Origin of the sequence: Thiomonas intermedia, assembly GCF_002028405.1 — a bacterium.
Lineage (GTDB): Bacteria > Pseudomonadota > Gammaproteobacteria > Burkholderiales > Burkholderiaceae_C > Thiomonas > Thiomonas intermedia.
In genome coordinates, this window is sequence record NZ_CP020046.1 from 2,105,789 (window position 1) to 2,128,033 (window position 22,245).

General features: G+C 67.7%; 21 protein-coding genes. 17 read left to right on the plus strand and 4 right to left on the minus strand.

Features of this window, described 5'->3' with window-relative positions:
- Nucleotides 1-2 precede the first annotated feature (2 nt).
- The 7 genes from BVH73_RS09800 (at nt 3) to BVH73_RS09830 (ending at nt 5,401) form a co-directional block, all read left to right on the plus strand.
- Nucleotides 3-830, plus strand: coding sequence for a phosphodiesterase (locus tag BVH73_RS09800; protein WP_079418214.1), 828 nt, complete (start codon nt 3-5; stop codon nt 828-830).
- Nucleotides 831-930: 100 nt separating this feature from the next.
- On the plus strand, nt 931-1,386 hold the full coding sequence (locus BVH73_RS09805) for a MarR family winged helix-turn-helix transcriptional regulator (protein ID WP_245800315.1): 456 nt from the start codon (nt 931-933) through the stop codon (nt 1,384-1,386).
- A complete protein-coding gene (locus BVH73_RS09810; protein ID WP_079418216.1) occupies nt 1,383-1,940 on the plus strand; it encodes a cytochrome b in 558 nt (185 codons plus the stop codon). The genes BVH73_RS09805 and BVH73_RS09810 overlap by 4 nt, the downstream gene beginning before the upstream one ends.
- Nucleotides 1,941-1,950: 10 nt before the next feature.
- The gene (locus BVH73_RS09815; RefSeq protein ID WP_079418218.1) at nt 1,951-2,523 is read left to right on the plus strand and encodes a YceI family protein; all 573 of its coding nucleotides are present in this window, start codon (nt 1,951-1,953) and stop codon (nt 2,521-2,523) included.
- Nucleotides 2,524-2,564: 41 nt separating this feature from the next.
- Nucleotides 2,565-3,227 (plus strand): YceI family protein, encoded by a 663-nt coding sequence (locus tag BVH73_RS09820; protein WP_079418220.1) that lies wholly within the window; start codon nt 2,565-2,567, stop codon nt 3,225-3,227.
- 17 nt (nt 3,228-3,244) lie between these two features.
- Nucleotides 3,245-4,042 (plus strand): dioxygenase family protein, encoded by a 798-nt coding sequence (locus BVH73_RS09825; RefSeq protein ID WP_079418222.1) that lies wholly within the window; start codon nt 3,245-3,247, stop codon nt 4,040-4,042.
- Nucleotides 4,043-4,126: 84 nt separating this feature from the next.
- Nucleotides 4,127-5,401, plus strand: coding sequence for an amidohydrolase family protein (locus BVH73_RS09830; protein WP_079418224.1), 1,275 nt, complete (start codon nt 4,127-4,129; stop codon nt 5,399-5,401).
- 7 nt (nt 5,402-5,408) lie between these two features.
- On the opposite strand, the gene BVH73_RS09835 is transcribed toward BVH73_RS09830, so the two are convergent.
- Complete coding sequence (locus BVH73_RS09835; protein ID WP_079418226.1) at nt 5,409-6,590, minus strand: acyl-CoA dehydrogenase; 1,182 nt, start codon at nt 6,588-6,590, stop codon at nt 5,409-5,411.
- A 140-nt stretch (nt 6,591-6,730) separates the two neighbouring features.
- On the opposite strand from BVH73_RS09835, the gene BVH73_RS09840 reads away from it, so the two are divergent.
- On the plus strand, nt 6,731-7,567 hold the full coding sequence (locus tag BVH73_RS09840) for an urease accessory protein UreD (protein ID WP_079418228.1): 837 nt from the start codon (nt 6,731-6,733) through the stop codon (nt 7,565-7,567).
- 29 nt (nt 7,568-7,596) lie between these two features.
- On the opposite strand, the gene BVH73_RS09845 is transcribed toward BVH73_RS09840, so the two are convergent.
- Together BVH73_RS09845 and BVH73_RS09850 are read right to left on the minus strand one after the other, a co-directional pair.
- A complete protein-coding gene (locus BVH73_RS09845; protein WP_169836770.1) occupies nt 7,597-8,697 on the minus strand; it encodes a GGDEF domain-containing protein in 1,101 nt (366 codons plus the stop codon).
- Between the two features lie 277 nt (nt 8,698-8,974).
- Complete coding sequence (locus BVH73_RS09850; RefSeq protein ID WP_079418232.1) at nt 8,975-10,231, minus strand: Hsp70 family protein; 1,257 nt, start codon at nt 10,229-10,231, stop codon at nt 8,975-8,977.
- 204 nt (nt 10,232-10,435) lie between these two features.
- Between BVH73_RS09850 and BVH73_RS09855 the strand changes: the two genes are divergently transcribed.
- Both BVH73_RS09855 and BVH73_RS09860 read left to right on the plus strand, forming a co-directional pair.
- Nucleotides 10,436-10,885, plus strand: coding sequence for a PaaI family thioesterase (locus BVH73_RS09855; protein ID WP_079418234.1), 450 nt, complete (start codon nt 10,436-10,438; stop codon nt 10,883-10,885).
- Between the two features lie 34 nt (nt 10,886-10,919).
- Nucleotides 10,920-12,098: an isovaleryl-CoA dehydrogenase gene (locus tag BVH73_RS09860; RefSeq protein WP_079418236.1), complete on the plus strand. Its 1,179-nt coding sequence runs from the start codon at nt 10,920-10,922 to the stop codon at nt 12,096-12,098.
- 149 nt (nt 12,099-12,247) lie between these two features.
- Here the strand turns inward: BVH73_RS09860 and BVH73_RS09865 are convergent, their stop codons facing one another.
- Complete coding sequence (locus BVH73_RS09865) at nt 12,248-13,411, minus strand: aminotransferase class V-fold PLP-dependent enzyme (RefSeq protein ID WP_079418238.1); 1,164 nt, start codon at nt 13,409-13,411, stop codon at nt 12,248-12,250.
- 143 nt (nt 13,412-13,554) lie between these two features.
- Here BVH73_RS09865 and aceK point away from each other — a divergent pair, with 143 nt between their 5' ends.
- The 7 genes from aceK (at nt 13,555) to BVH73_RS09900 (ending at nt 22,236) form a co-directional block, all read left to right on the plus strand.
- The gene (gene aceK / locus BVH73_RS09870; RefSeq protein ID WP_079418240.1) at nt 13,555-15,369 is read left to right on the plus strand and encodes a bifunctional isocitrate dehydrogenase kinase/phosphatase; all 1,815 of its coding nucleotides are present in this window, start codon (nt 13,555-13,557) and stop codon (nt 15,367-15,369) included.
- Complete coding sequence (locus BVH73_RS09875; protein ID WP_079418242.1) at nt 15,366-16,544, plus strand: acetyl-CoA C-acyltransferase; 1,179 nt, start codon at nt 15,366-15,368, stop codon at nt 16,542-16,544. Before aceK ends, BVH73_RS09875 begins: the two co-directional genes overlap by 4 nt.
- A gap of 126 nt (nt 16,545-16,670) precedes the next feature.
- Complete coding sequence (locus BVH73_RS09880; RefSeq protein WP_079418244.1) at nt 16,671-17,879, plus strand: acyl-CoA dehydrogenase family protein; 1,209 nt, start codon at nt 16,671-16,673, stop codon at nt 17,877-17,879.
- A 43-nt stretch (nt 17,880-17,922) separates the two neighbouring features.
- Nucleotides 17,923-18,528 carry a 2-hydroxychromene-2-carboxylate isomerase gene (locus BVH73_RS09885; protein WP_079418246.1) on the plus strand — a complete coding sequence of 202 codons (606 nt, stop codon included), beginning with the start codon at nt 17,923-17,925 and terminating at the stop codon, nt 18,526-18,528.
- 55 nt (nt 18,529-18,583) lie between these two features.
- Nucleotides 18,584-20,287, plus strand: a complete 1,704-nt coding sequence (locus BVH73_RS09890) for an AMP-binding protein (RefSeq protein ID WP_079418248.1) — start codon at nt 18,584-18,586, stop codon at nt 20,285-20,287.
- Nucleotides 20,288-20,293: 6 nt separating this feature from the next.
- Nucleotides 20,294-21,901 carry a carboxyl transferase domain-containing protein gene (locus BVH73_RS09895; protein WP_079418250.1) on the plus strand — a complete coding sequence of 536 codons (1,608 nt, stop codon included), beginning with the start codon at nt 20,294-20,296 and terminating at the stop codon, nt 21,899-21,901.
- Between the two features lie 44 nt (nt 21,902-21,945).
- Nucleotides 21,946-22,236 carry a YciI family protein gene (locus tag BVH73_RS09900; protein ID WP_079418252.1) on the plus strand — a complete coding sequence of 97 codons (291 nt, stop codon included), beginning with the start codon at nt 21,946-21,948 and terminating at the stop codon, nt 22,234-22,236.
- Nucleotides 22,237-22,245 lie beyond the last annotated feature (9 nt).

Below are 22,245 nucleotides of genomic sequence, written 5' to 3' on the forward strand. Positions count from 1 at the left end.
GAATGAAACTCATCCATCTCACCGATCCCCATCTGACCACCCCGGGGCGCACCCTCTACGGCGTCGACCCGCTGGCACGGTTGCAGGCCGCGATCGACCACATTCGCGTTCAGCATGCCGATGCCGAACTGTGCGTCATCACCGGCGATCTCACGCACTGGGGCGAGGCGGCCGCCTATGACAGTCTGCGCGAGGCCTTGCGGGCACTGCCCTTGCCCGTGCTGCTGCTTATCGGCAACCACGATGCGCGCAGCCGCTTTCGTGCGGCCTTTCCCGAGGTGCCCGTCGACGAGAGTGGCTTTGTGCAGTGGACGCACGACACCTCGGTCGGCCGCTTCATCCTGCTCGACACGGTGATTGGCGACGCCACGCAGGGGCGTCGATCGGCGGGTTACTTCGACGCGGGCCGGGTCGATTGGCTGCGGGCCAGGCTCGATGCGTCCCAGGCCGACGGCGCGCCGGTCTTTCTGTTCATGCACCACCCGCCGTTCGGAGTCGGCATCGAGGCCTTCGACGAGATCAACCTCGTCGCCGACGATGCGCTGGCTTTTGGCGAGCTGCTGCGTCAGTACCGCCACATCCGCCATCTGTTTTTCGGGCACATCCATCGTCCCATTTCAGGCAGTTGGCACGGCATTCCCTTCTCCACGCTGCCGGCGACGGCGCATCAGTCGGGGCTGGACTTCCTCTCCGGCACCGACCTGTTCACGCATGAAGCGCCAGGCTATGGCGTGGTGCTGATCACGCCCGAGCAGGTGACGGTGCACATCAGCGACTTTACTTATCGCGGGCCGCAGATCGATCCGGCCAGCGAACGTCTCCAGGGTTGAGGGCGGCGACGGGTCTCGCAATGACCCTGCTGGCGAATGTAGTTCGCATGAGAACTAATATGGACTCATTCCATGCATTCGCTACCCGCACGCCCTGCCCGTGAAACCGACCTCTCCCTTCCTCCCCCTGGTGCGCGAACTCGTGCGTACGTATCAGGCCTTCGAGCGGTTGTCCGCTGGGCATGTGCGCAGCATGGGGCTGACGCCGGCCCAGTTCGACGTGGTGGCCACGTTGGGCAATACCGAGGGCATGAATCCCAAGCAGCTCGGTGAAAAAACCCTCATCACCAAAGGCACGCTGACGGGCGTGGTCGATCGTCTGCTGGACAAATCTCTGGTGCAACGCTTGCCTGATCCCCACGATGGCCGCGGCCAGATCGTGCGTCTGACCGAAAAGGGGCAGGCGCTTTTCGAGGCGGTGTTCCCTACGCATGTGGCCTATATGGCCAAGGCGCTTGCGGGTTTCGACAGCACCCTGCTCGGGCCGACACAGCAGGCGCTGCACGCGCTGCGGCAGGTGCTGGAGCAGGCCGGCGGCACGGAGGACGACGCATGAAATCCGTGCCGCTTGCGCAAGGCGCCCGCTACACCCTGCCCGCGCAGGCGCTGCATTGGCTCATCGCGCTGCTGATCTTCGGCCTCTTTCCTCTCGGGCTGTATATGCACGGCCTGCCGCTCTCGGTGCTCAAGATCGAGCTGTACGCCTGGCACAAGTGGTTCGGCATCACGGTGCTGTTGCTGGTGGTGCTGCGCCTGCTCTGGCGGGCCACCCATCGGCCACCGCCGCTGCCCGCCAGCGTGCCACGCTGGCAACAGGGCGTGGCCGAGTGGATGCATGGCCTGCTGTATGGGCTCATTCTGTTCATCCCGGTCACCGGCTGGGCGCTGAGTTCGGCGGCCGGTGTACCCGTGGTGTGGTGGGGGGTGTGGAAGCTGCCCAGTCTGCTCCCGGCCAGCCCGCCGCTGGCGCACCTGCTGGCGCTGGTGCACGCCACGCTTAACTACACCCTGGCTGGGCTGGTGGTGCTGCATGTCGCTGCGGCCCTCAAACACCAGTTCATCGACCGCGACGGCGTGCTTGCACGCATGTTGCCCAAACTCGGATCGTGAGGAGATCGCCATGTTGCATCGTCGTTGGGTCCAGACCCTTGTCCTGGCTTTTGCCATCTCGGGCAGCGCACCGGCCTGGGCCCAGCCCGTGGCCTATACCCATGCCTTGCCCGCGTCCAACGTGACGTTCAGCGCCACGCAGATGGGCGTGCCGATGAAAGGGCGCTTCAAAACGGTGAGCGCGCAGGTCGACTTCATGCCGGGCGATCTCGCCGGGTCGCATGTGGCGGTGGCGGTGCAGGCCGCCAGCATCGATGCGGGCAGCGCCCAGACCAACGCCTTGCTCACCGGGGCCGACTGGCTCGCGGCCCAGGCCGACCCGCAGGCGCGCTTTGTCTCCAGCAGCTTCGCGCCCGATGGGCCCGGGCGCTACTGGCTCAGCGGCACGTTCAGCGCCAAGGGCCACAGTCAGCCGCTGCGAGTGCTGGTGAGCACCCATCCAGACGGCAAGAACCTCGTGATGGATGCGCACTTCCATCTCGATCGCACCGCCTTTGGCCTCGGCACGGGCTCGTGGTCGGACACCAGTGTGGTGGCTGCGGCCATTCCGGTGCAGGTTCATCTCGTCGTCTCCCCCCAATAACGATGTCTTCTCCCAGCACACCTCCTCGAAAGGGTTTTGTCATGATGCACGCTTTCCCCCGCAAGTCGGCCGTCTCCGTACTCCTCGCCAGTCTCACCCTGGCACTGGGCGCAGCGCCCGTCTGGGCAGCCGAATCGACCGCGCCGCAGGCCTATGCCCACAAGCAGGCCGATCCGGCGGGCAGCTACCGGGTCGACCCCGACCATTCCGGCGTGCAGTTCACCCTCGGCCACGCCGGGGTTGGCCGCTTTACCGGCGTGTTCAAGCAAGTGACCGGCACCTACACCTTCGACCCGGCCCATCCCGAGAAAGACAAGGCCGACATCGTCATTCCCACCAAGAGCCTGGACACCTTTCTGCCGCAACGCGACACCGACCTGCTGGCCGCGCCCTTCTTCGACGCCGCGGCGCATCCCGACATCCACTTCGTCAGCTCCCGCTATGTGCCGCAGGACAAGACCCACGGCAAGCTGTACGGCAACCTCACCCTGCGGGGCGTGACCCATCCCGTGACCTTCGACGTGAAGCTCATCGGCGCGGGCGATGTGCCCTATCTGCCCAAACCCTGGGGCGGCTATCTCAGCGGTTTCGTCGCCACCGCCACGATCAACCGCATGGACTTCGGCATGACCGCCTTCGGCGCCGGCCTGGGTCACGACGTGGCCGTGCGCGTGGAAGTCGAAGGCGTGCGCACCACGTCCTGAACGCGATAGCCCCCGCCATGACCGCCTCGCCGCTGCCCACGCTGTTCGTCTCCCACGGCTCGCCCATGCTGCCGCTGGAGCCGGGTACGGCCGGGCCCATGCTGCAGGCGCTCGGCCGGGCTCTGCCGCGTCCCGAGATCATCCTCGCCTTCTCGCCGCACTGGATGGCGCGCGAGCCGACGGTGGGCACCAGCGCCCGGCCCGAGACCGTGCACGACTTTGGCGGCTTCGACCGCGCGCTCTACGCCCTGCAATACCCCGCGCCCGGCGCGCCGCAGTGGGCGTCGCGGGTGGAACGCTTGCTGCGCGAGGCGGACTGGCCGGTGCACGAAGACCCGCATCGCGGGCTCGATCACGGCATCTGGTCGCCCTTGCGGCTGATGTATCCCGAGGCCGACGTGCCCGTCGTGCCGCTGGCCATGCCCTGGCCGCTCGACGCCGCCGGCGCCTACCGGCTGGGCGCCGCACTGGCCCCACTGACCGGCCAAGGGGCGCTGCTGCTGGGCACGGGCAGCCTCACCCACAACCTGCGCGAGTTTGACCCGGCCGCCCCCACCGACGAAGCGCCAGCGCCCTATGTGCAGGCTTTCGTCGACTGGGTCCGCGGCATGATCGACCGTGGCGACACCGAAGCGCTGCTTGACTATCGCCGCAGGGCGCCGCACGCCGCACGCGCCCATCCGACCGACGAGCATCTCCTGCCCCTGTTCTGGGCGCTGGGCGCCGCCGGTGCGGGCGCCCGCCCGCGCCATCATGCCGGCGGCGTGCACTACGGCAGCCTGAGCATGGATGCCTGGACGTTCCATCCAGGCTGACTGTCCCAGCGCGGCATCGCTTGCCGCGAACCCGCTCCACGACTACTCTGCGGCCTTCGCGGAACTCTCGATGGAACGGTCCTGATGCTGGATTTACTGCTGCGCAACTGCACGCTGCCCGATGGCCGAAGCGGGGTGGACCTCGGGGTCGAGGGCGGTCGCATCGCGGCCTTGCAGCCACGGCTGCAGGCTCAGGCCGGGCAGGAAATCGATTGTTCGGGACAGTTGCTGAGTTCGGCCTTCGTCGACGCCCACTTCCACATCGACTCCACGCTGAGCTACGGCCTGCCGCGGGTCAACCAGAGCGGCACCCTGCTCGAAGGCATTGCGCTGTGGGGCGAGTTGAAGCCGCAACTCACGCAGGACGCCATCGTCGAACGCGCGCTGGCCTACTGCGACTGGGCCGTGGCCAAGGGGCTGCTGGCCATACGCTCGCATGTGGACGTGTGTGACGATCGTCTTCTGGCCGTGGAGGCGCTGTTGCACGTGCGCGAGCGGGTCAAGCCCTATCTCGACCTGCAGCTCGTCGCCTTTCCGCAGGACGGGCTGCTGCGCTCGGCCCATGCCTTGCGCAATCTGCAACGCGCGCTCGACCTGGGGGTGGACGTGGTGGGGGGCATTCCGCATTTCGAACGCACCATGGAGCAGGGCGCCGAGAGTGTGCGCCTGCTGTGCGAGCTGGCCGCCGAACGCGGGCTGCGGGTGGACCTGCATTGCGACGAGTCCGACGACCCGCTCAGCCGCCACATCGAAACCCTGGCCTTGCACACCCACCGTCTCGGCCTGCAGGGTCGGGTGGCAGGTTCGCATCTCACCTCCATGCACAGCATGGACAACTATTACGTCAGCAAGCTCATGCCGCTGATGGCCGAGAGCGGCGTCGCGGCCATTGCCAACCCCCTCATCAACATCACCCTGCAGGGACGGCACGACAGCTATCCCAAGCGCCGCGGCATGACCCGCGTGCCCGAGCTGCTGGCCGCAGGGGTGCCGGTGGCCTTCGGTCAGGACTGCGTGATGGACCCCTGGTACGCCGGGGGCAGTGGCGACATGCTCGAAGTGGCCCACATGGGCCTGCATGTGGCGCAGATGACCGGCCAGGCGGCGATGCGGCAATGCTTCGACGCCGTGACCACCACTCCGGCGCGCATCCTCGGGCTCGAAGACTATGGCCTGGACGTGGGCTGCCGCGCCGATCTGGTGCTGCTGCAGGCGGGCGACCCGGCCGAGGCCATTCGTCTGCGCGCCACGCGCCTGCTGGTCATCCGTGGCGGCAAGATCGTCGCCGCAACCCCCGCGGCCAACGCCAGGCTCTATCTGCCGGGACGTCCGGCGACGGTGGACTGGCGGCGAGCGTAGGGCGTCTTCAAAACGCCGCGATGCCGGTGATCGCCCGGCCGAGGATGAGGGCGTGGATGTCGTGCGTGCCTTCGTAGGTGTTCACCACTTCGAGATTCACCAGATGGCGGGCTACGCCGAATTCGTCTGAGATGCCGTTGCCGCCGAGCATGTCGCGCGCGGCGCGGGCGATCTCCAGCGCCTTGCCGCAGTTGTTGCGCTTGAGCAGCGAGGTGACTTCGGGCGCCGCCGTGCCTTCGTCCTTCATGCGTCCCAACCGCAACGCGCCTTGCAGGCTCAGGCTGATCTCGGTGGCCATGTCGGCCAGTTTTTTCTGGATGAGCTGATTGGACGCCAGCGGTCGGCCGAACTGCTGCCGGTCGAGCACGTACTGCCGTGCCCGGGCGTAGCAGTCCTCGGCCGCGCCCATCGCGCCCCAGGCGATGCCGTAGCGCGCGCTGTTCAGGCAGGTGAAGGGGCCTTTGAGTCCGCGTACCTCGGGGAAGGCGTTTTCCTCGGGGCAGAACACACCGTCCATCACGATCTCGCCGGTGATCGAGGTGCGCAGGCCGACCTTGCCGTGGATGGCCGGAGCGCTCAGGCCCTTGCTGCCCTTGTCGAGCACGAAGCCGCGAATCTCGCCCGCGTCGTCCTTGGCCCAGACCACGAACACATCGGCGATCGGGCTGTTGCTGATCCACATCTTGTTGCCGGTGAGCGCATACCCGCCGGGCACGGCACGGGCGCGCGTGCTCATGCCGCCGGGGTCGGAGCCGTGATCGGGCTCGGTCAGCCCGAAACAGCCGATCCATTCGCCGCGGGCCAGCCGCGGCAGATACTTCTGCTTCATCGCCTCGGTGCCGAAGGTGAAGATCGGCAGCATGACCAGCGAACTCTGCACGCTCATCATCGAGCGGTAGCCCGAATCGACCCGCTCGACCTCACGGGCGATCAGGCCGTAGCTGACCTGGTTCAGCCCGGCGCCGCCATAGGCCTCGGGAATCGTCGCGCCGAGCAGACCGAGCGCGCCCATTTCGCCGAAGATCGACGGATCGGTGGTTTCGTGCCGGAACGCGCTCAACACACGCGGCACGAGCTGGTCGTGGCAATACGCCTGCGCCGCGTCGCGCACTGCGCGTTCGTCGGCGCCGAGCTGGGCGTCGAGCTGCAGCGGATCGTCCCATTGAAACGTGGGCCTGTGGGTCGCCATGTGAAACACTCCGTGGGGCAGAAGGGAGCGATCATCGTATTCCCTCTGGTACAAACGCCGCAGCCGCCCGCCGTCTTTCAAGAGCGCCCTTGCCGCAGGGGCCACGGCGGCGATTCCCGTCCCCTTGTCCGAGTTGGTCCATGGCGCCCTGGCACTCACGGTTGCACTTGCAGTTCTCCTCCGAGGCCGAGCGAACGGTGCTGCGTCACCGGCACGAGGGCGGCCTGCGCGCGCTGGCCAGCCACTATCCCGAAGCGCCCGGCATCTGCCATCAGGTGCTCGTGCATCCGCCGGGCGGGCTGGTGGGGGGCGACATTCTGGACATCGATCTGTCGGTGCAAGCGGGTGCGCACGCCCTGGTCACCACGCCGGGGGCTGGGCGCTTCTACCGCAGCACCGGCGCGCCTGCGCGGCAAACCCTGGAAGCCCGTCTCGCCTCCGGAGCCCGGCTGGAATGGCTGCCCCTGGAGACGCTAGCCTACGACGCATGCCTGGGCGAGAACCGCAGCCGCTTTCACCTCGCACCGGGCGCCGAGCTGATCGCCTGGGATCTGCTGGCGCTGGGCCTGCCCGCGGGCGACGCCGCCTTCCGCGCCGGACGTTTCACCCAGCACGTCGAACTGCCCGGCATCTGGCTGGAGCGCGGCTGCATCGCGGGGGACGACGAGGTGCTGCTTCACGGGCCCGGCGGCTTGCGCGGCCATACCGCGCTGGCGACGCTGTTGTTCGCCGCAGGCAGCCCGCTGGCCGCGCAACGCCGCGACGCCCTGATCGAGACCGCCAGGCAGGCGGCCGATGCGGCGGCGGTGGATGAGGTGTTGTGGGGGGCGACGGCGCCGCATGCGCAGATCATCGCCGTGCGGGTGCTGGGGCATCGCATCGAGCCGGTGGCCGCGCTGTGCCGCGCGGTCTGGACCGCATGGCGGCGGGTGGGCTGGGGTCTGGAGGCCTGCGTGCCGCGCGTCTGGTCGACGTGAGGGGGCGGCCCGGGGCCAGCTGCTGCGGTTCAGGTGGGCTCGCTGCGTTCGCTTAACTGCCACCACTTAGCGCGCGTCGTCTTGCGCTGCTTGCTCTGGTACATCGCCGCGTCGGCCTGGCGCAGCAGCATGTCCGGCGTCTCGCCATGATCGGGAAAGCATGCCACCCCCATAGTCATGCCCACGCGCGCTGGCGCATGGGTTCCGGTGACGGCGAAGGGCGCCTCCACGGCACGGTGGATGCGCATGGCCACGGCCTCGATCTGCGCCTGCCGCACCTCCGCATCGAGGTCTTCGATCAGAATGACGAACTCGTCGCCTCCCAGCCTCGCAATCGATTCAGAGGCGCGCAACTCCTGGCGCCAGCGCTGCGCGAGCTGCTGCAGCAGTGCGTCGCCGGCCGCATGACCGTGGCGGTCATTGACCTGCTTGAAGTCGTCGAGGTCGATATAGCCCACGGCCACGACGCTCCCGGCACGCTGCGACCGCGCCAGCGCACGCTCCAGATCGAGGCGGAGGCCCACCCGGTTGGGCAGCCCGGTCAGATGATCCACACGCGCCTGCTTGGCCGCCTGCGCACGCAGCAGCGTGAGTTCGCGGAACATCTTCTGCATCTGCCAGGAGGCCGAAAACAGATAGATCGCATAGAACGCCGACAGCACGCCGGCCATCTGGAGCAAGGGCAGGTCCGCCAGCACCAGGCGTGCGATGACCGGCACGGCGAACGGCAGGATGAACAACATGGCCGAGGCCGTGTCCATGGCCAGCGTTGCCATGCCAGCTCCGGCTACGGCTGACAGCACCAGCGTGGCAAACCATTGCGCCGGTGCGGCCGCCGGGTAGAGCCAGAGAGGAATCGGCGCCCACACCGCTCCGGCAGCGAATACGCTCAGCCGCAGCCGAAACAGCCAGCGCTGCGGGGCTCGCTCCAGCACGCCCTTTTGGCTGGCCCGGTACGAAACGGCCAGCCGCAGCAGGTGAACGCCCAGTACGACCATCACCCAAGCCCAGAGCGCCTCGGGCGATTGATGGGACTGCAGCACCGAGGCCATGCCCACCGCCGCCGTCATGGCGCCGAGAAACACCAACGGCGCGCGGTCGAGCAGAAGTCTGGCGCGGTCGATGGTCATGCTGAGATCCACCGCATCCGGCGGTAAAGAGGACGCGGAGTCCTCAGGCCGTAAGGACTGGAGTGTGGGGTCCGTCATGCTGAACGCTCAGGGTCTGCGGCGTGGTTGTCTTGATGGAAGGCGAGCGATGGGGGCCGGGCGGCGGTGGCGCCATGGGGCATCGTTGGCGTCATTGTCGTGGCGTCATGGGCGCCGGAGCCGCGTTGCGCCTCGAATGGGGAGGCAGAACCGTGAAATTTTGAGGATTTTCCGGCGCGGGCAGCGTGGACGCGACGGCTCAGTCGCCGCTGTACGCCAGGCCCGAGGCCACGCCGCCGAACAGGTCGCCCACCACCAGATCCACGTCGGCGAACTCGGCCTGCAGCGCGCGCTGAAACGGGCGCAGCGCGCTCGACCCGCCAGTGAGATAGATCGCATCGATGGCAGCCGTGCCCAGTCCCGCGCGCTGCACGCATTCGCGGGCGCAGGCCACGGTGCGCGACAGCAAGTCCGCCAGATGATCGCGCAGATCGGCGGGGCTGAGCGTGCTCTGCAAGCCCTTCTCGATGAACGGCAGCGCGATCGTCGCGTCCGCATCGTCCTGCGAGCAGCGAATCTTGGCCTGCTCGACCTCATGCGCCAGCCGATGCCCCGCGCGGTGGTGCAGCACCGTCATCAGCCGCTCGTGCAAGCGAGGCTCGGCATAGTCTTCGCGCAGGGCCTGCGCCTGGCTCATCGCACGGGGCAGATAGAGCCACTGGATCAGGTGCCAGGTCGAGAGATCGAAGAACACGCGGCTGGGCACCTCGCGCAGTTGAGGTCCAAGGTGGCGGTAGCCCAGCAGGGGCATGGCCCGCTCCAGGCTGAGCTTGTGGTCGAAATCGGTCCCGCCGATGTGCACCCCCGACGTGGCGAGCACGTCAGCGCTGCGGTCGCGTTGCGCGCTCCGCTGCGGATCCAGCCGCACCACCGTGAAGTCGGATGTGCCGCCGCCCAGATCGACCACCAGCACCAGGCTCTCGCGAGACAGGCGACGTTCGTAATCGAGCGCCGCCGCAATCGGCTCAAGCTGGAAGGTCACCTGCTCGAACCCCACCGCCAGGGCGGCCTCGTGCAGCGAGCGCTGCGCCTGGGCGTCGCGCTCCGGGTTGTCGTCGACGAAGTGCACCGGCCGGCCCATGACCACTCGCGTGGGGGCGCTGCCCAGGGCCTGCGTTGCGCGGTGGCGCAACTCGGCCAGGAAGGTCGCCACGATGTCCTGAAAGCTGATCTGGCGGTGGTTGACCACGGTCTTCTCCAGCAGCAGCGGGCTGCCCAGCAGACTCTTGAGCGAACGCATCAGGCGTCCCTCAGTGCCGCTGAGATAGTGCTGCACGGCGTCGCGGCCGAAATGCGTGCGATGGTCTTCCGCGTTGAAGAACACGGCCGTGGGCATGGCCAGCGCATCGCCTTCCAGCGGAATCAGGCGCGACAGTCCTTGCGGAACGGCCCATGAAACCGCTGAATTGGACGTGCCGAAATCAATGCCGAGGGTGCCGTGTGGGGAAGACATCATGGGGAATCAGTGAGCCAGGACCGGGTACGCGGCTGGGCGAGGAGGGCTGCGCAGTGTAATCACCTCGCAGGGCGCAAAGCGGCGGTGCGCGGCACCCGCCTCCAGACGTCATGCTGCATGGGCCTCTATTCACGTTGACGTAAACGGAAGGTAAGATAGCTTTCAGAACCTGCCGACAGAGCAGCCCCAACGGAGACCTTACCCATGACGACTGCCCCCGCCGCCCTCTCGCCCGCGCAGGAGGAAGCCGTTCGCCAGAGTTTCGCCCGCCAGGGCATGATGAGCACGCTTGGCGTGGAGCTGCTGCGGCTGGCACCCGGCGAGGCGGAGCTGCGGCTGCCGCATTCGGCGCGGGTGAATCAGCAGCAGGGCGGCTTCCACGGCGGGGCCATTGGCGCGCTGGCCGATGTGGCCGGGGGCTATGCGGCCATGACGGTGGCGTCGGAGGGCGACGAGGTCACCACGGTGGAGTACAAGATCAACTTCCTGGCCGCCTTTGCCGGCGGCGAGCTGCGCGCTCACGGACGGGTGGTGCGGGCGGGCAAACGGCTGATCGTGACCACCGCCGAAGTGGTGCACCATGCCGCGGACGGCATCGAAACACTCTGCGCGGTGATGCAGCAGACCATCGCGCCGGTGCCCAAGCGGTACTGAACGCAGCAACGAACGGAACAACCGAGGAGACCCCATGCAACTGCCCGGACTGGACTTTCAACTCGGCGAGGACATCGCCGCCCTGCGCGAGGCCGTGCGCGACTTCGCCGACAAGGAGATCGCCCCTCGCGCGGCGGAGATCGACCGCACCGACCAGTTCCCGATGGACCTGTGGCGCAAGTTCGGCGACCTGGGGCTGCTGGGGGTGACGGTGCCCGAGGCCGACGGCGGCACGGGCATGGGCTACCTGGCGCACATGGTGGCGATGGAGGAAATCTCCCGCGCCAGCGCCTCGGTGGCGCTGAGCTACGGCGCGCACTCCAACCTGTGCGTCAACCAGATCCGCCGCAACGGCAACGCCGCGCAGAGGGCCAAATACCTGCCCAGGCTGCTGAGCGGCGAGCATGTGGGCGCGCTGGCCATGAGCGAGCCGGGTGCCGGCAGCGACGTGGTGAGCATGAAGCTGCGCGCCGACAAACGCGGCGACGCCTACGTGCTCAACGGCAGCAAGATGTGGATCACCAACGGGCCGGACGCCGACGTGCTGGTGGTCTATGCCAAGACGGACCCGGCGGCCGGGCCGAAGGGCATCACCGCCTTCCTGGTGGAAAAGGGCTTCAAGGGCTTTTCGGTGGCGCAGAAGCTCGACAAGCTGGGCATGCGCGGCAGCCACACCGGCGAGCTGGTGTTCCAGGACTGCGAGGTGCCCGCGGAGAACGTGCTGGGCAGCGTGGGCGGCGGCGCGCGCGTGCTGATGAGCGGGCTCGACTACGAGCGCGCCGTGCTGGCCGCGGGGCCGGTGGGCATCATGCAGGCGGTGATGGACAACGTGGTGCCCTACGTGCACGAGCGCAAGCAGTTCGGCACGGCCATCGGCGAGTTCCAGCTCATTCAGGGCAAGCTGGCCGACATGTACACCGTGCTGCAGGCCGCGCGCAGCCTGCTCTACACCGTGGGCAAGAACCTGGACGCGCTGGGCGACGGCCACGCCCGCAGCGTGCGCAAGGACTGCGCGGGTGTCATTCTGTGGTGCGCCGAGAAGGCCACCTGGATGGCCGGCGAGGGCATCCAGGTGTTCGGCGGCAACGGCTATATCAACGAGTATCCGCTGGGCCGGCTGTGGCGCGACGCCAAGCTGTACGAGATCGGCGCGGGCACCTCGGAAATCCGCCGCATGCTGATCGGGCGGGAACTGTTCGCGGAAACAGCGTGAGCCACATGCGTGTCAGGCCGCGGCCGATGCGGCGCGCACGAGCATGGTCCGCGGCGTTAGTTGGCACGCGGGAAAGCGCAGGGCCGCCCCAGGCTTTCCCCGCCCCCTCGGGGGGCAGGCGGGGCTCTGCCCCGCCGTGGGGGCTGCGATCAGGCGGGTTGCGGTTGCGCCTGCGTGCGCAGCCCGGCCGCGTCCAGCGCGGTATCCAGCCGGCGCACCGTGGCGGGCACGTCGGCCCATTTGTCCAGGCCGAACAGGCCGATACGGAAGCTCTTGTAGTCGGGGCCTTCATCCAGGGCCAGGGGCACGCCCGCGGCGATCTGCACCCCGGCGGCGGCGAACTTCTTGCCGGTCTGCACGTCCGGATCGGTGGTGAAGCTCACCACCACGCCGGGCGCCTGGAAGCCGGGCGCCGCCACGCTGGCCAGGCCGCGGCGTTCCAGGCTGTCGCGCACGGCGCGGCCCAGGGCCATCTGCTGCTCGCGCAGCCTGGGCAGGCCGGTGTCGAAGGCCTCGCGCATCACGTCGCGCACCTGGGTGAGGGCGTCGGTGGGCATGGTGGCGTGGTAGGCATGGCCGCCGTTCAGGTAGGCCTGCATGATCTGGTGCCACTTCTTCAGGTCGCAGGTGAAGCTGTCGCTCTGGGTGGCGTCGAGCTGCTGCGCGGCGCGGTCGTTCAGCATGACCATGCCGCAGCAGGGCGGGCCGCTCCAGCCCTTTTGCGGGGCGGAGACCAGCACGTCCACGTTGCAGGCGGCCATGTCCACCCACATGGCGCCGGAGGCGATGCAATCGAGCACGAACAGGCCACCGACTTCGCGGGTGGCCGCGCCCACGGCCTGCAGATAGCCGTCGGGCAGCATCATGCCGGCGGCGGTTTCCACGTGCGGGGCGAACACCACGGCCGGGCGCTCGCGGCGGATGGTGGCGACCACCTCGTCGATCGGCGCGGGCGCGAACGGTGCCTGCGCGCCGCTGCCGGTGCGGCGGGCCTTGCAGACGGTCACATTGGCCGCGTCGGTGAGACGGCCCTGTTCGATGATCTGCGTCCATCGATAGCTGAACCAGCCGTTGCGCACGATGACCACCCGTCCGCCTTGCACGTACTGGCGGGCCACCGCCTCCATGCCGAAGCTGCCGCTGCCGGGCACGATGGCCGCGTGAGGCGCGTTGTAGGCCTGCCGCAGCATGGCCGACAGGTCGCGCATGACCTGCTGGAAGCGCTGCGACATGTGGTTCAGGGCGCGGTCGGTGTAGACCACCGAGTAGTCGAGCAGGCCGTCGGGGTCGACGTTCGGAAGCAGTCCGGGCATGGCGGTTCTCCAGTCTTGATGGAAGGTCGCAGTCGGGCTCAGCCGCGCGACCGCAAGGCAAAAAGCCTAGCACGGCCCCTGTCTTTACCGCGTCGCCGGTACGGGCTTACAGTGAGTGTCCCTTCCCGGACCTTTCTTGCGCGATGAACCAGTTTCCGCCTCGCCTCGATTCTCCCGTGGCGTTCGCCATGGCGCGCACCATGCTCGATGGCTTCAATCGCCATTACCGGCTGTTCCGCCAGGTGAGTGCGGCGGCGAAGCAGCGCTTCGAGCGTGCCGACTGGGCCGGGCAGCAGGCGGCGCAACGCGAGCGCATCGCCTTTTACGACCAGCGGGTGGACGAGGCGACCGAGCGTCTGCAGAAGGAGCTCGATGCCGGCAACCAGCCCATGGAGCTTTGGCAGCAGGCCAAGCTGCACTACATCGGCCTGCTCACCAATCACCACCAGCCCGAGCTGGCCGAGACCTTTTTCAACTCGGTGACGACCAAGATCCTGCGGCGCGAGCATTTCAACAACGAGTTTTTGTTCGTGCGCCCGGCGGTGTCCACCGAATACATCGAGAACGAAGAGCCCGCGGCCAAGCCGACCTTCCGCGTGTATTACCCGCACACCCACGAGGCCTTGCACGGCTGTCTGCGCCGGGCCATCGAGAACTTTCAGCTCGCGCTGCCGTTCGACGATCTGGACCGCGACGTGACGCAGGTGATTGCCGCCGTGCGCCGGCGCTTCGGCAACGACGTGCGTCTGCGCGCCAACTTCCAGATCCAGATGCTCGACTCGCTGTTCTTCCGCAACAAGGGCGCGTATGCGGTGGGCAAAGTGATCAACGGCTTCACCGAGTTCCCGCTGGCGCTGCCCATCCTGCACAACGAGCGCGGTCAGCTCTACATCGACACGGTGCTGCTCAGCGAGGACGATCTGCTGCTGCTGTTCTCCTTCGCCCGCGCCTATTTCATGGTGGACATGGAGATTCCGTCGGCCTATGTGCAGTTCCTGCGCAGCCTCATGGCGCGCAAGCCGCGAGCCGAGCTGTATAACGCGCTGGGCCTGGCCAAGCAGGGCAAGACCCTGTTCTACCGCGACTTTCTCTATCACCTGCGGCATTCGAGCGATCAGTTCATCGTGGCGCCCGGCATCAAGGGCATGGTGATGGTGGTGTTCACGCTGCCGTCCTTTCCCTTCGTGTTCAAGGTCATCAAAGATTTCTATCCGCCGCAGAAAGACACCACCCGCGACAAGATCAAGGGCAAGTACCTGCTGGTGAAACAGCACGACCGGGTGGGCCGCATGGCCGAGACGCTGGAATACTCCAACGTGGCGTTCGAGCGCGCCCGGTTTTCGCCCGAGCTGATCAAGGAGATCGAGACCTTCTGCCCCTCGCAGCTCGAATACGACGGCGACACCATCATCATCCGCCACTGCTACATCGAACGGCGCATGATTCCGCTCAACATCTACCTGCAGGAGTCCGACGACGTCCAGCTCGAAGCCGCGGTCATCGAATACGGCAACGCCATCAAGGACATGGTGGCGGCCAATATCTTTCCCGGCGACATGCTCTGGAAGAACTTCGGCATCACCCGTCACGGCAAGGTGGTGTTCTACGACTACGACGAGATCGAGTACATCACCGACTGCAACTTCCGCCGCGTGCCGACCCCGCGCACCGAAGAAGACGAGATGGCCGCCGAGCCCTGGTACGCCGTGGGCCCGCACGACGTCTTTCCCGAGACCTTCGGCCAGTTCCTGCTGGGCAACCCCAAGGTGCGCGCCGTCTTCATGAAGCACCATGCCGACCTGCTCGACGCGGCCTTCTGGCAGGAGCATCAGAGCCGCATCCGCGACGGCCACCTGTACGACGTCTTCACCTATGACGCGGCGCGCCGCTTCCGGCATGCCCGCGCCCACCCGATCGAAAACCAAGCCACTCAACCCGTTATGGAGACTCCGACATGACTGATCCCATCGTGATTGTTTCTGCCGCGCGCACGCCTATCGGCGGCTTGCTCGGCGACTTCGCCGCCCTGCCCGCCTGGGAGCTGGGCGCCACCGCCATTGCTAGCGCCATGCAGCGCGCCGGTGTGGGCGGCGACCAGGTGGACGAAGTGCTCATGGGCAACTGCCTGATGGCCGGCCAGGGTCAGGCCCCGGCGCGTCAGGCGGCGCTCAAGGCCGGGCTGCCGCAGTCGGCCGGCGCGGTCACGCTCTCGAAGATGTGCGGCTCGGGCATGCGCGCGATGATGTTCGCCCACGACATGCTGGCCGCGGGCAGCGCGTCCGTGATGGTGGCCGGTGGCATGGAGAGCATGACCAACGCGCCGCATCTGGCCTTCGTGCGCAAGGGCGTGAAGTACGGTCTCGCGCAGTTCTACGACCACATGGCCATCGACGGGCTGGAAGATGCCTACGACCGCGGCAAGGCCATGGGCGTGTTCGCCGAGCAATGCGTGGATAAGTATGCCTTCAGCCGCGAGGAGATGGACCACTTCGCCATCGCGTCCACCGAGCGCAGCAAGAAGGCCAACGAGGACGGCAGCTTCGCGTGGGAAATGGCGCCCGTCACCGTGGCCGGTCGCGGCGGCGAGGTGCAGATCAGCCGCGACGAACAGCCGTTCAAGGCCAAGCTCGACAAGATTCCCGGCCTCAAGCCGGCGTTCAAGAAAGACGGCGCGATCACCGCGGCGACCTCGTCGAGCATTTCCGACGGCGCCGCGGCGCTGGTGCTGATGCGCCAGTCCACCGCCGACAGACTCGGCTGCAAGCCGGTGGCACGCATCGTGTCGCACGCCGTGCATGCGCAGGCGCCGGAATGGTTCACCACCGCGCCGGTCGGCGCCATCGCCAAGGCGCTGGCCAGGGCCGGCTGGCAGGCGGGCGATGTCGACCTTTGGGAGGTGAACGAAGCCTTCGCCGCCGTCACCATGGCGGCCATGCGCGAGTACAAGCTGCCGCACGAGATCGTCAACGTGCATGGCGGCGCGGTGGCGCTGGGCCACCCCATCGGCGCCTCGGGCGCGCGCATCGTCGTCACCCTGCTGGGTGCATTGCGGCAACGCGGGCTGAAGAAGGGCATGGCCGCGCTGTGCATCGGCGGCGGCGAGGCCACCGCGATGGCGGTGGAGTTGCTGTGAGCACCAGAACACTCCCCTCCCCAACCCTCCCCACGTCTGGGGAGGGAGCGGCTGGCTGCTCCTCCCCCACGCTGTGGGGGAGGCTGGGAGAGGGAGATCTTTTCCTTGCACCGCCCCCATGCTGCCATGCTGCTCGATGACGATCACCGCATGATCCGCGACGCGGTGCGCGATTTTGCCCAGGCAGAAATCGCCCCGCACGCGGCGCAGTGGGCGCGCGAAAGCCGCTTTCCACGCGAGGCCTTGCGGGGCCTGGCGCAACTGGGTTGTCTGGGCATCGCCGTGCCCACAGCGTGGGACGGCGCCGGGCTGGACTACCTGTCGCTGGCGCTGGCCATCGAGGAGATCGCCGCGGCCGACGGCGCGACCAGCACCGTGGTCAGCGTGAACAACTGCCCGGTGTGCTCCATCCTCATGGCCTGGGGCAGCGAGGCGCAGAAGGAGCAGTGGCTGCGTCCGGTGGCGCGCGGCGAGTGGATCGGCGCCTTCGCGCTGACCGAACCGCAGGCGGGGTCGGATGCGTCCAACCTGCGCACGACGGCACGTCATGTGCCCCCAGAAGTCGGCCTGCCGACTTCGCCCCCCGAGGGGGTAGGGCAAGCTAGGGGCGGCCCGGCGCTTGCCGTGTTGGAGGCCGACCACTACGTCATCGACGGCGTCAAGCAGTTCATCACCAGCGGCCAGAACGGACAGGTCGCCATCGTGCTGGCCGCCACCGACCGGGCCGCGGGCAAGAAGGGCATCAGCGCTTTTCTCGTACCCACCGACACGCCGGGCTACATCGTCGAACGCCTGGAGGAGAAGACCGGCCAGTCCGCCAGCGACACCGCGCAGATCCGCTTCGACGGCTGCCGCGTGCCGGTGAGCCACCGCATCGGCGCCGAGGGCGCGGGCTACAAGATTGCGCTCTCTGGCCTGGAGGGCGGGCGCATCGGCATTGCGGCGCAGTCGGTCGGCATGGCGCGTGCGGCTTTCGAGGCGGCGCTGCGCTATGCGCGCGAGCGCAGCGCCTTCGGCAAGCCCATTGCCGAGCATCAGGCGGTGCAGTTCCGCCTGGCCGAGATGGCGATGCAGATCGAGGCCGCTCGCCAGTTGCTGTGGCACGCCGCGAGCCTGAAGGATGCAGGCGAGCCCTGTCTGAAGGAGGCTGCGATGGCCAAGCTGATGGCCAGCGAAATGGCCGAGCGGGTGTGCAGCGCGGCGATGCAGATCCACGGCGGTTACGGTTATGTGGCGGACTTTCCCGTCGAGCGCATCTGGCGCGATGTGCGGGTTTGCCAGATTTACGAAGGCACCAGCGATGTGCAGAAAATGCTGATCGCCCGCGCGCTCTGAATGTCCAACCCGATCCGAGCTTCCAACCTTGCAGGACACGTCCATGCCCGTCAGTCCGATCACCTTTTTTTTCGATTTCTCCTCGCCCTACGCCTACCTGGCGAGCACGCAGATCGAGGCCATCGCGGCGCGCCATCTGCGTGACATCGAGTGGGTTCCCGTCCTGCTCGGGCCGGTGTTCCAGGCGACCGGGTCGAGGCCGCTGATCGATCAGCCGCTCAAGGGCGACTATGCCCGCATCGACATCCCGCGCTCGGCGCGTTTCCTGAACGTGCCCTACGTCCAGCCCGCGCCGTTCCCGATCGCCACCTATCAGGCCGCCCGGGTGCTCATCGGTCTGCAGCGCGATCAGGCCGCGCAGGCCGCGCCGTGGCTGCATCGCTGCTTTGCCGCCTATTTCGTCCACAACCGCAACATCGCTGAATTGCCGGTACTCGAAGCCCTGGCGGCCGAGCAGGGGCTGGCGAGCGATGGGGTGGCGCGTCATACCGCCGATCCGGCCATCAAGGCCCAGCTCAAGGCCAACTGCGACCGCGCCCTGCAGGAAGGCATGTGCGGCGCGCCCTATCTGGTGGTCGACGATCAGCCCTTCTGGGGCGTGGACCGTCTTCTCCAGCTCGAGCACTGGCTGGAGACGGGCGGATTCTGAACCGATAGCCGACCCGCGCGCAGTTGCGGGCGTATCCAATCTCAGGGAGACTCTCATGACCGATCCAACCCCTCTGGTGCAGGCCTACGCCTGCGGCACCACCGAGCAGCCGCTCATCACCCAGACCCTCGGTGATTTTTTCGACGCCATGGCCGAGCGCCAGGGCCTGCACGAGGCCCTGGTGTCGCGTCACCAGGGTGTTCGGCTGAGCTATGCCGAGCTCAAGCGCGAGGTGGACCGCCTGGGCAGCGCCCTGCTGCGCAGCGGCTTGCGCAAGGGCGAGCGTGTGGGCATCTGGGCGCACAACAGCGTGGAGTGGGTGCTGATGCAGCTGGCCACGGCCAAAGTTGGCGTGATCCTGGTGAACATCAACCCGGCCTATCGCACCTCCGAGGTGGAATACGCGCTCAACAAGGTCGGTTGCAAGGCGCTGGTCACCATGACCTCGTTCAGGACCAGCGACTACCTCGCCATGCTGCGCGAGCTTGCCCCGGAGTTGGCCACCTGCGCCCCCGGCGAGCTGCGCGCGGCACGCCTGCCTGATCTCAAGCTGGTGGTGCATCTTGGCCAGGCCGAGGAACCCGGCATGCTGCGCTTTTCCGACTGGATCGCCCGCGGCAGCGCCGATGACCCGGCGGTGGCCGAGGCCGCGGCGATGCTTTCCGCCGATGAGCCCATCAACATCCAGTTCACCAGCGGCACCACCGGCTTTCCCAAGGGCGCCACGCTGACCCACAGCAACATCCTGAACAACGGGTATTTCATCGGCGAGGCGATGAAGCTCACCGCCGAAGATCGGCTGTGCATTCCGGTGCCGCTGTACCACTGCTTCGGCATGGTGCTGGGCAACCTGGCCTGCCTGACGCACGGGGCCACCATCGTCTATCCGAACGATGGCTTCGATCCGTTGCTCACCCTGCAGACCGTGCAGGAGGAGGCCTGTACCGGTCTGCACGGCGTGCCGACCATGTACATCGCCATGCTCGATCATCCACGCTTTGCCGAGTTCGATCTGGGCACGCTGCGCACCGGCATCATGGCGGGAAGCCCCTGCCCGATCGAGGTGATGAAGCGGGTGGTGCGCGACATGCACCTCTCCGAAATCACCATCGCCTACGGCATGACCGAAACCGCGCCGGTGAGCTGCCAGAGCTCCACCGACACCCCGCTGGACAAGCGGGTGAGCACGGTGGGGCAGGTGCAGCCGCATCTTGAAGTGAAGATTGTCGACCCGGCCAGCGGGGACACCGTGGCGCCCGGCTCCACCGGCGAGCTCTGCACCCGAGGCTACTCGGTGATGCACGGCTACTGGGGCGACGCGGAGAAGACGCACGAGGCCATCGATGCCGAAGGCTGGATGCACACCGGCGACCTCGCCACCATGGATGCCGCGGGCTACGTCAACATCGTCGGCCGCATCAAGGACATGGTGATCCGCGGCGGCGAGAACATCTACCCGCGCGAGATCGAGGAGTTTCTCTACAGCCATCCGATGATCCAGGACGTGCAGGTGGTCGGCGTGCCCGACCCGAAGTACGGCGAGGAACTCTGCGCCTGGATCATCCCCAAGGCCGGCACCACGCCCACCGACGACGACATCCGCGATTTCTGCAAGGGAAAAATCGCGCACTACAAGATCCCGCGCTACATCCGCTTCGTGCCGAGCTTTCCGCTGACCATCACGGGCAAGGTGCAGAAATTCAAGATTCGCGAAACCATGCAGCAGGAGCTCGGGCTCCAGCCCGCCAGAACAGCCTGAGGCCCCATGACCACGCTTGAATCACGACTCAACCCGCGCGGCGCCGAGTTCACCGCCAACGCTGCGGCCATGCAAACCCTGGTGGACGACCTGCGGGCGCGCCTGACCCGCGTGGCCGAGGGCGGCGGCGAGGCGGCCCGCGCCAAGCATGTCGCCCGCGGCAAGCTGTTGCCGCGCGACCGCGTGGCGGCGCTGCTCGATCCCGGCACGCCGTTCCTGGAGTTCTCGCCGCTGGCCGCGCAGGCCATGTACGACGACGCGGCGCCCGGGGCCGGCATCATCACCGGCATCGGGCGCGTCAGCGGGCGCGAATGCGTGATCGTCTGCAACGATGCGACGGTGAAGGGCGGCACCTATTACCCCATCACCGTCAAGAAGCACCTTCGGGCGCAGGAGATCGCGCGCGAGAACCGCCTGCCCTGCATCTACCTCGTCGATTCGGGCGGCGCCAATCTGCCCAACCAGGACGAGGTGTTTCCCGACCGCGACCACTTCGGCCGCATCTTCTACAACCAGGCCACCCTGAGCGCCGACGGCATCGCGCAGATCGCCGTGGTCATGGGCTCGTGCACCGCGGGCGGCGCCTATGTGCCGGCCATGAGCGACGAGTCGGTCATCGTCGCCAACCAGGGCACCATCTTCCTGGGCGGCCCGCCGCTGGTGAAGGCCGCCACCGGCGAGGAGGTGAGCGCCGAAGACCTGGGCGGCGGCGACGTGCACACCCGCCTGTCGGGCGTGGCCGATCACCTGGCGCAGAACGATGCCCATGCGCTCGACATCGCCCGCCGCATCGTCTCGCGGCTGCGGCCGGCCGAGCGGGCCGCGCTCGATCTGCGCGAGCCGCGCGAACCGCTTTATGCGGCCAGCGAGCTGTACGGCGTGGTGCCGCTGGATGCCCGCAAGCCCTTCGACGCGCGCGAGGTCATCGCCCGCATCGTGGACGGCTCCGAGTTCGACGAGTTCAAGGACCGCTTCGGCTCCACGCTCGTCTGCGGCTTCGCGCATCTGCACGGCATGCCCGTGGGCATTCTGGCGAACAACGGCATCCTGTTCTCGGACAGCGCCGTGAAGGGCGCGCACTTCATCGAGCTGTGCTGCCAGCGCCGCATCCCGCTGCTGTTCCTGCAGAACATCACCGGCTTCATGGTCGGCCGCAAGGCCGAGAACGAAGGCATCGCCCGCCACGGCGCCAAGCTGGTCACGGCGGTGGCCTGCGCCCAGGTGCCCAAGTTCACGGTCATCATCGGCGGCTCATTCGGCGCCGGCAACTACGGCATGTGCGGCCGCGCCTACGGCCCGCGCCAGTTGTGGATGTGGCCGAACGCCCGCATCAGCGTGATGGGCGGGGAGCAGGCGGCAAGCGTGCTGGCCACCGTGCGGCGCGACGGCATCGAGGCCAGGGGCGGCGGCTGGAGCGCGGAGGAGGAGGCCGCGTTCAAGGCCCCCATTCGCGCCCAGTACGAGGCCCAGGGCCACCCCTACTACGCCACCGCGCGGCTGTGGGACGACGGCGTGATCGACCCGGCCGACACCCGGCGCGTGCTGGCGCTCGGTCTGTCGGCCGCGCTCAATGCGCCGATTGCAGAAACCCGCTTCGGCGTGTTTCGCATGTGAGCCGGTCGATTGCTGCTTGTTTTGCGTTCCAATCCACATCCGCCATGTTCCTGATCCTGCTCGACTATGTGAAGCCGCTCGACGCCGTCGACGCGCATCTCGACGCCCATCGTGCCTTCCTGGCGCGGCACTACGCGGACGGCAGCTTCCTGCTGTCGGGCCGCAAGGAGCCGCGTACCGGCGGCGTGATCCTGGCCCGGGCGCCAAGCCGCGAGGCGGCCGAGGCGCTGGTGCGCGAGGATCCGTTTCATGCCACCGGGGTGGCGCGCTACACCGTGATCGAGTTCCACCCGACCCTCAGCGCGCCGGTGCTCGCCAGTCTCGTCGACGGCTGACGGAGGAGT

Excerpts from the sequence above, each read along its gene's own strand:
- BVH73_RS09900 (WP_079418252.1), top strand. The coding sequence starts at position 21,946 with ATGTTCCTGATCCTGCTCGACTATGTGAAGCCGCTCGACGCCGTCGAC.
- aceK (WP_079418240.1), top strand. The coding sequence starts at position 13,555 with ATGAACCAGTTTCCGCCTCGCCTCGATTCTCCCGTGGCGTTCGCCATG.
- BVH73_RS09895 (WP_079418250.1), top strand. The coding sequence starts at position 20,294 with ATGACCACGCTTGAATCACGACTCAACCCGCGCGGCGCCGAGTTCACC.
- BVH73_RS09880 (WP_079418244.1), top strand. The coding sequence starts at position 16,671 with ATGCTGCTCGATGACGATCACCGCATGATCCGCGACGCGGTGCGCGAT.
- BVH73_RS09875 (WP_079418242.1), top strand. The coding sequence starts at position 15,366 with ATGACTGATCCCATCGTGATTGTTTCTGCCGCGCGCACGCCTATCGGC.
- BVH73_RS09845 (WP_169836770.1), bottom strand. The coding sequence starts at position 8,697 with ATGACCATCGACCGCGCCAGACTTCTGCTCGACCGCGCGCCGTTGGTG.
- BVH73_RS09810 (WP_079418216.1), top strand. The coding sequence starts at position 1,383 with ATGAAATCCGTGCCGCTTGCGCAAGGCGCCCGCTACACCCTGCCCGCG.
- BVH73_RS09840 (WP_079418228.1), top strand. The coding sequence starts at position 6,731 with ATGGCGCCCTGGCACTCACGGTTGCACTTGCAGTTCTCCTCCGAGGCC.
- BVH73_RS09830 (WP_079418224.1), top strand. The coding sequence starts at position 4,127 with ATGCTGGATTTACTGCTGCGCAACTGCACGCTGCCCGATGGCCGAAGC.
- BVH73_RS09865 (WP_079418238.1), bottom strand. The coding sequence starts at position 13,411 with ATGCCCGGACTGCTTCCGAACGTCGACCCCGACGGCCTGCTCGACTAC.
- BVH73_RS09855 (WP_079418234.1), top strand. The coding sequence starts at position 10,436 with ATGACGACTGCCCCCGCCGCCCTCTCGCCCGCGCAGGAGGAAGCCGTT.
- BVH73_RS09800 (WP_079418214.1), top strand. The coding sequence starts at position 3 with ATGAAACTCATCCATCTCACCGATCCCCATCTGACCACCCCGGGGCGC.
- BVH73_RS09820 (WP_079418220.1), top strand. The coding sequence starts at position 2,565 with ATGATGCACGCTTTCCCCCGCAAGTCGGCCGTCTCCGTACTCCTCGCC.
- BVH73_RS09825 (WP_079418222.1), top strand. The coding sequence starts at position 3,245 with ATGACCGCCTCGCCGCTGCCCACGCTGTTCGTCTCCCACGGCTCGCCC.
- BVH73_RS09885 (WP_079418246.1), top strand. The coding sequence starts at position 17,923 with ATGCCCGTCAGTCCGATCACCTTTTTTTTCGATTTCTCCTCGCCCTAC.
- BVH73_RS09850 (WP_079418232.1), bottom strand. The coding sequence starts at position 10,231 with ATGATGTCTTCCCCACACGGCACCCTCGGCATTGATTTCGGCACGTCC.
- BVH73_RS09860 (WP_079418236.1), top strand. The coding sequence starts at position 10,920 with ATGCAACTGCCCGGACTGGACTTTCAACTCGGCGAGGACATCGCCGCC.
- BVH73_RS09890 (WP_079418248.1), top strand. The coding sequence starts at position 18,584 with ATGACCGATCCAACCCCTCTGGTGCAGGCCTACGCCTGCGGCACCACC.
- BVH73_RS09815 (WP_079418218.1), top strand. The coding sequence starts at position 1,951 with ATGTTGCATCGTCGTTGGGTCCAGACCCTTGTCCTGGCTTTTGCCATC.
- BVH73_RS09835 (WP_079418226.1), bottom strand. The coding sequence starts at position 6,590 with ATGGCGACCCACAGGCCCACGTTTCAATGGGACGATCCGCTGCAGCTC.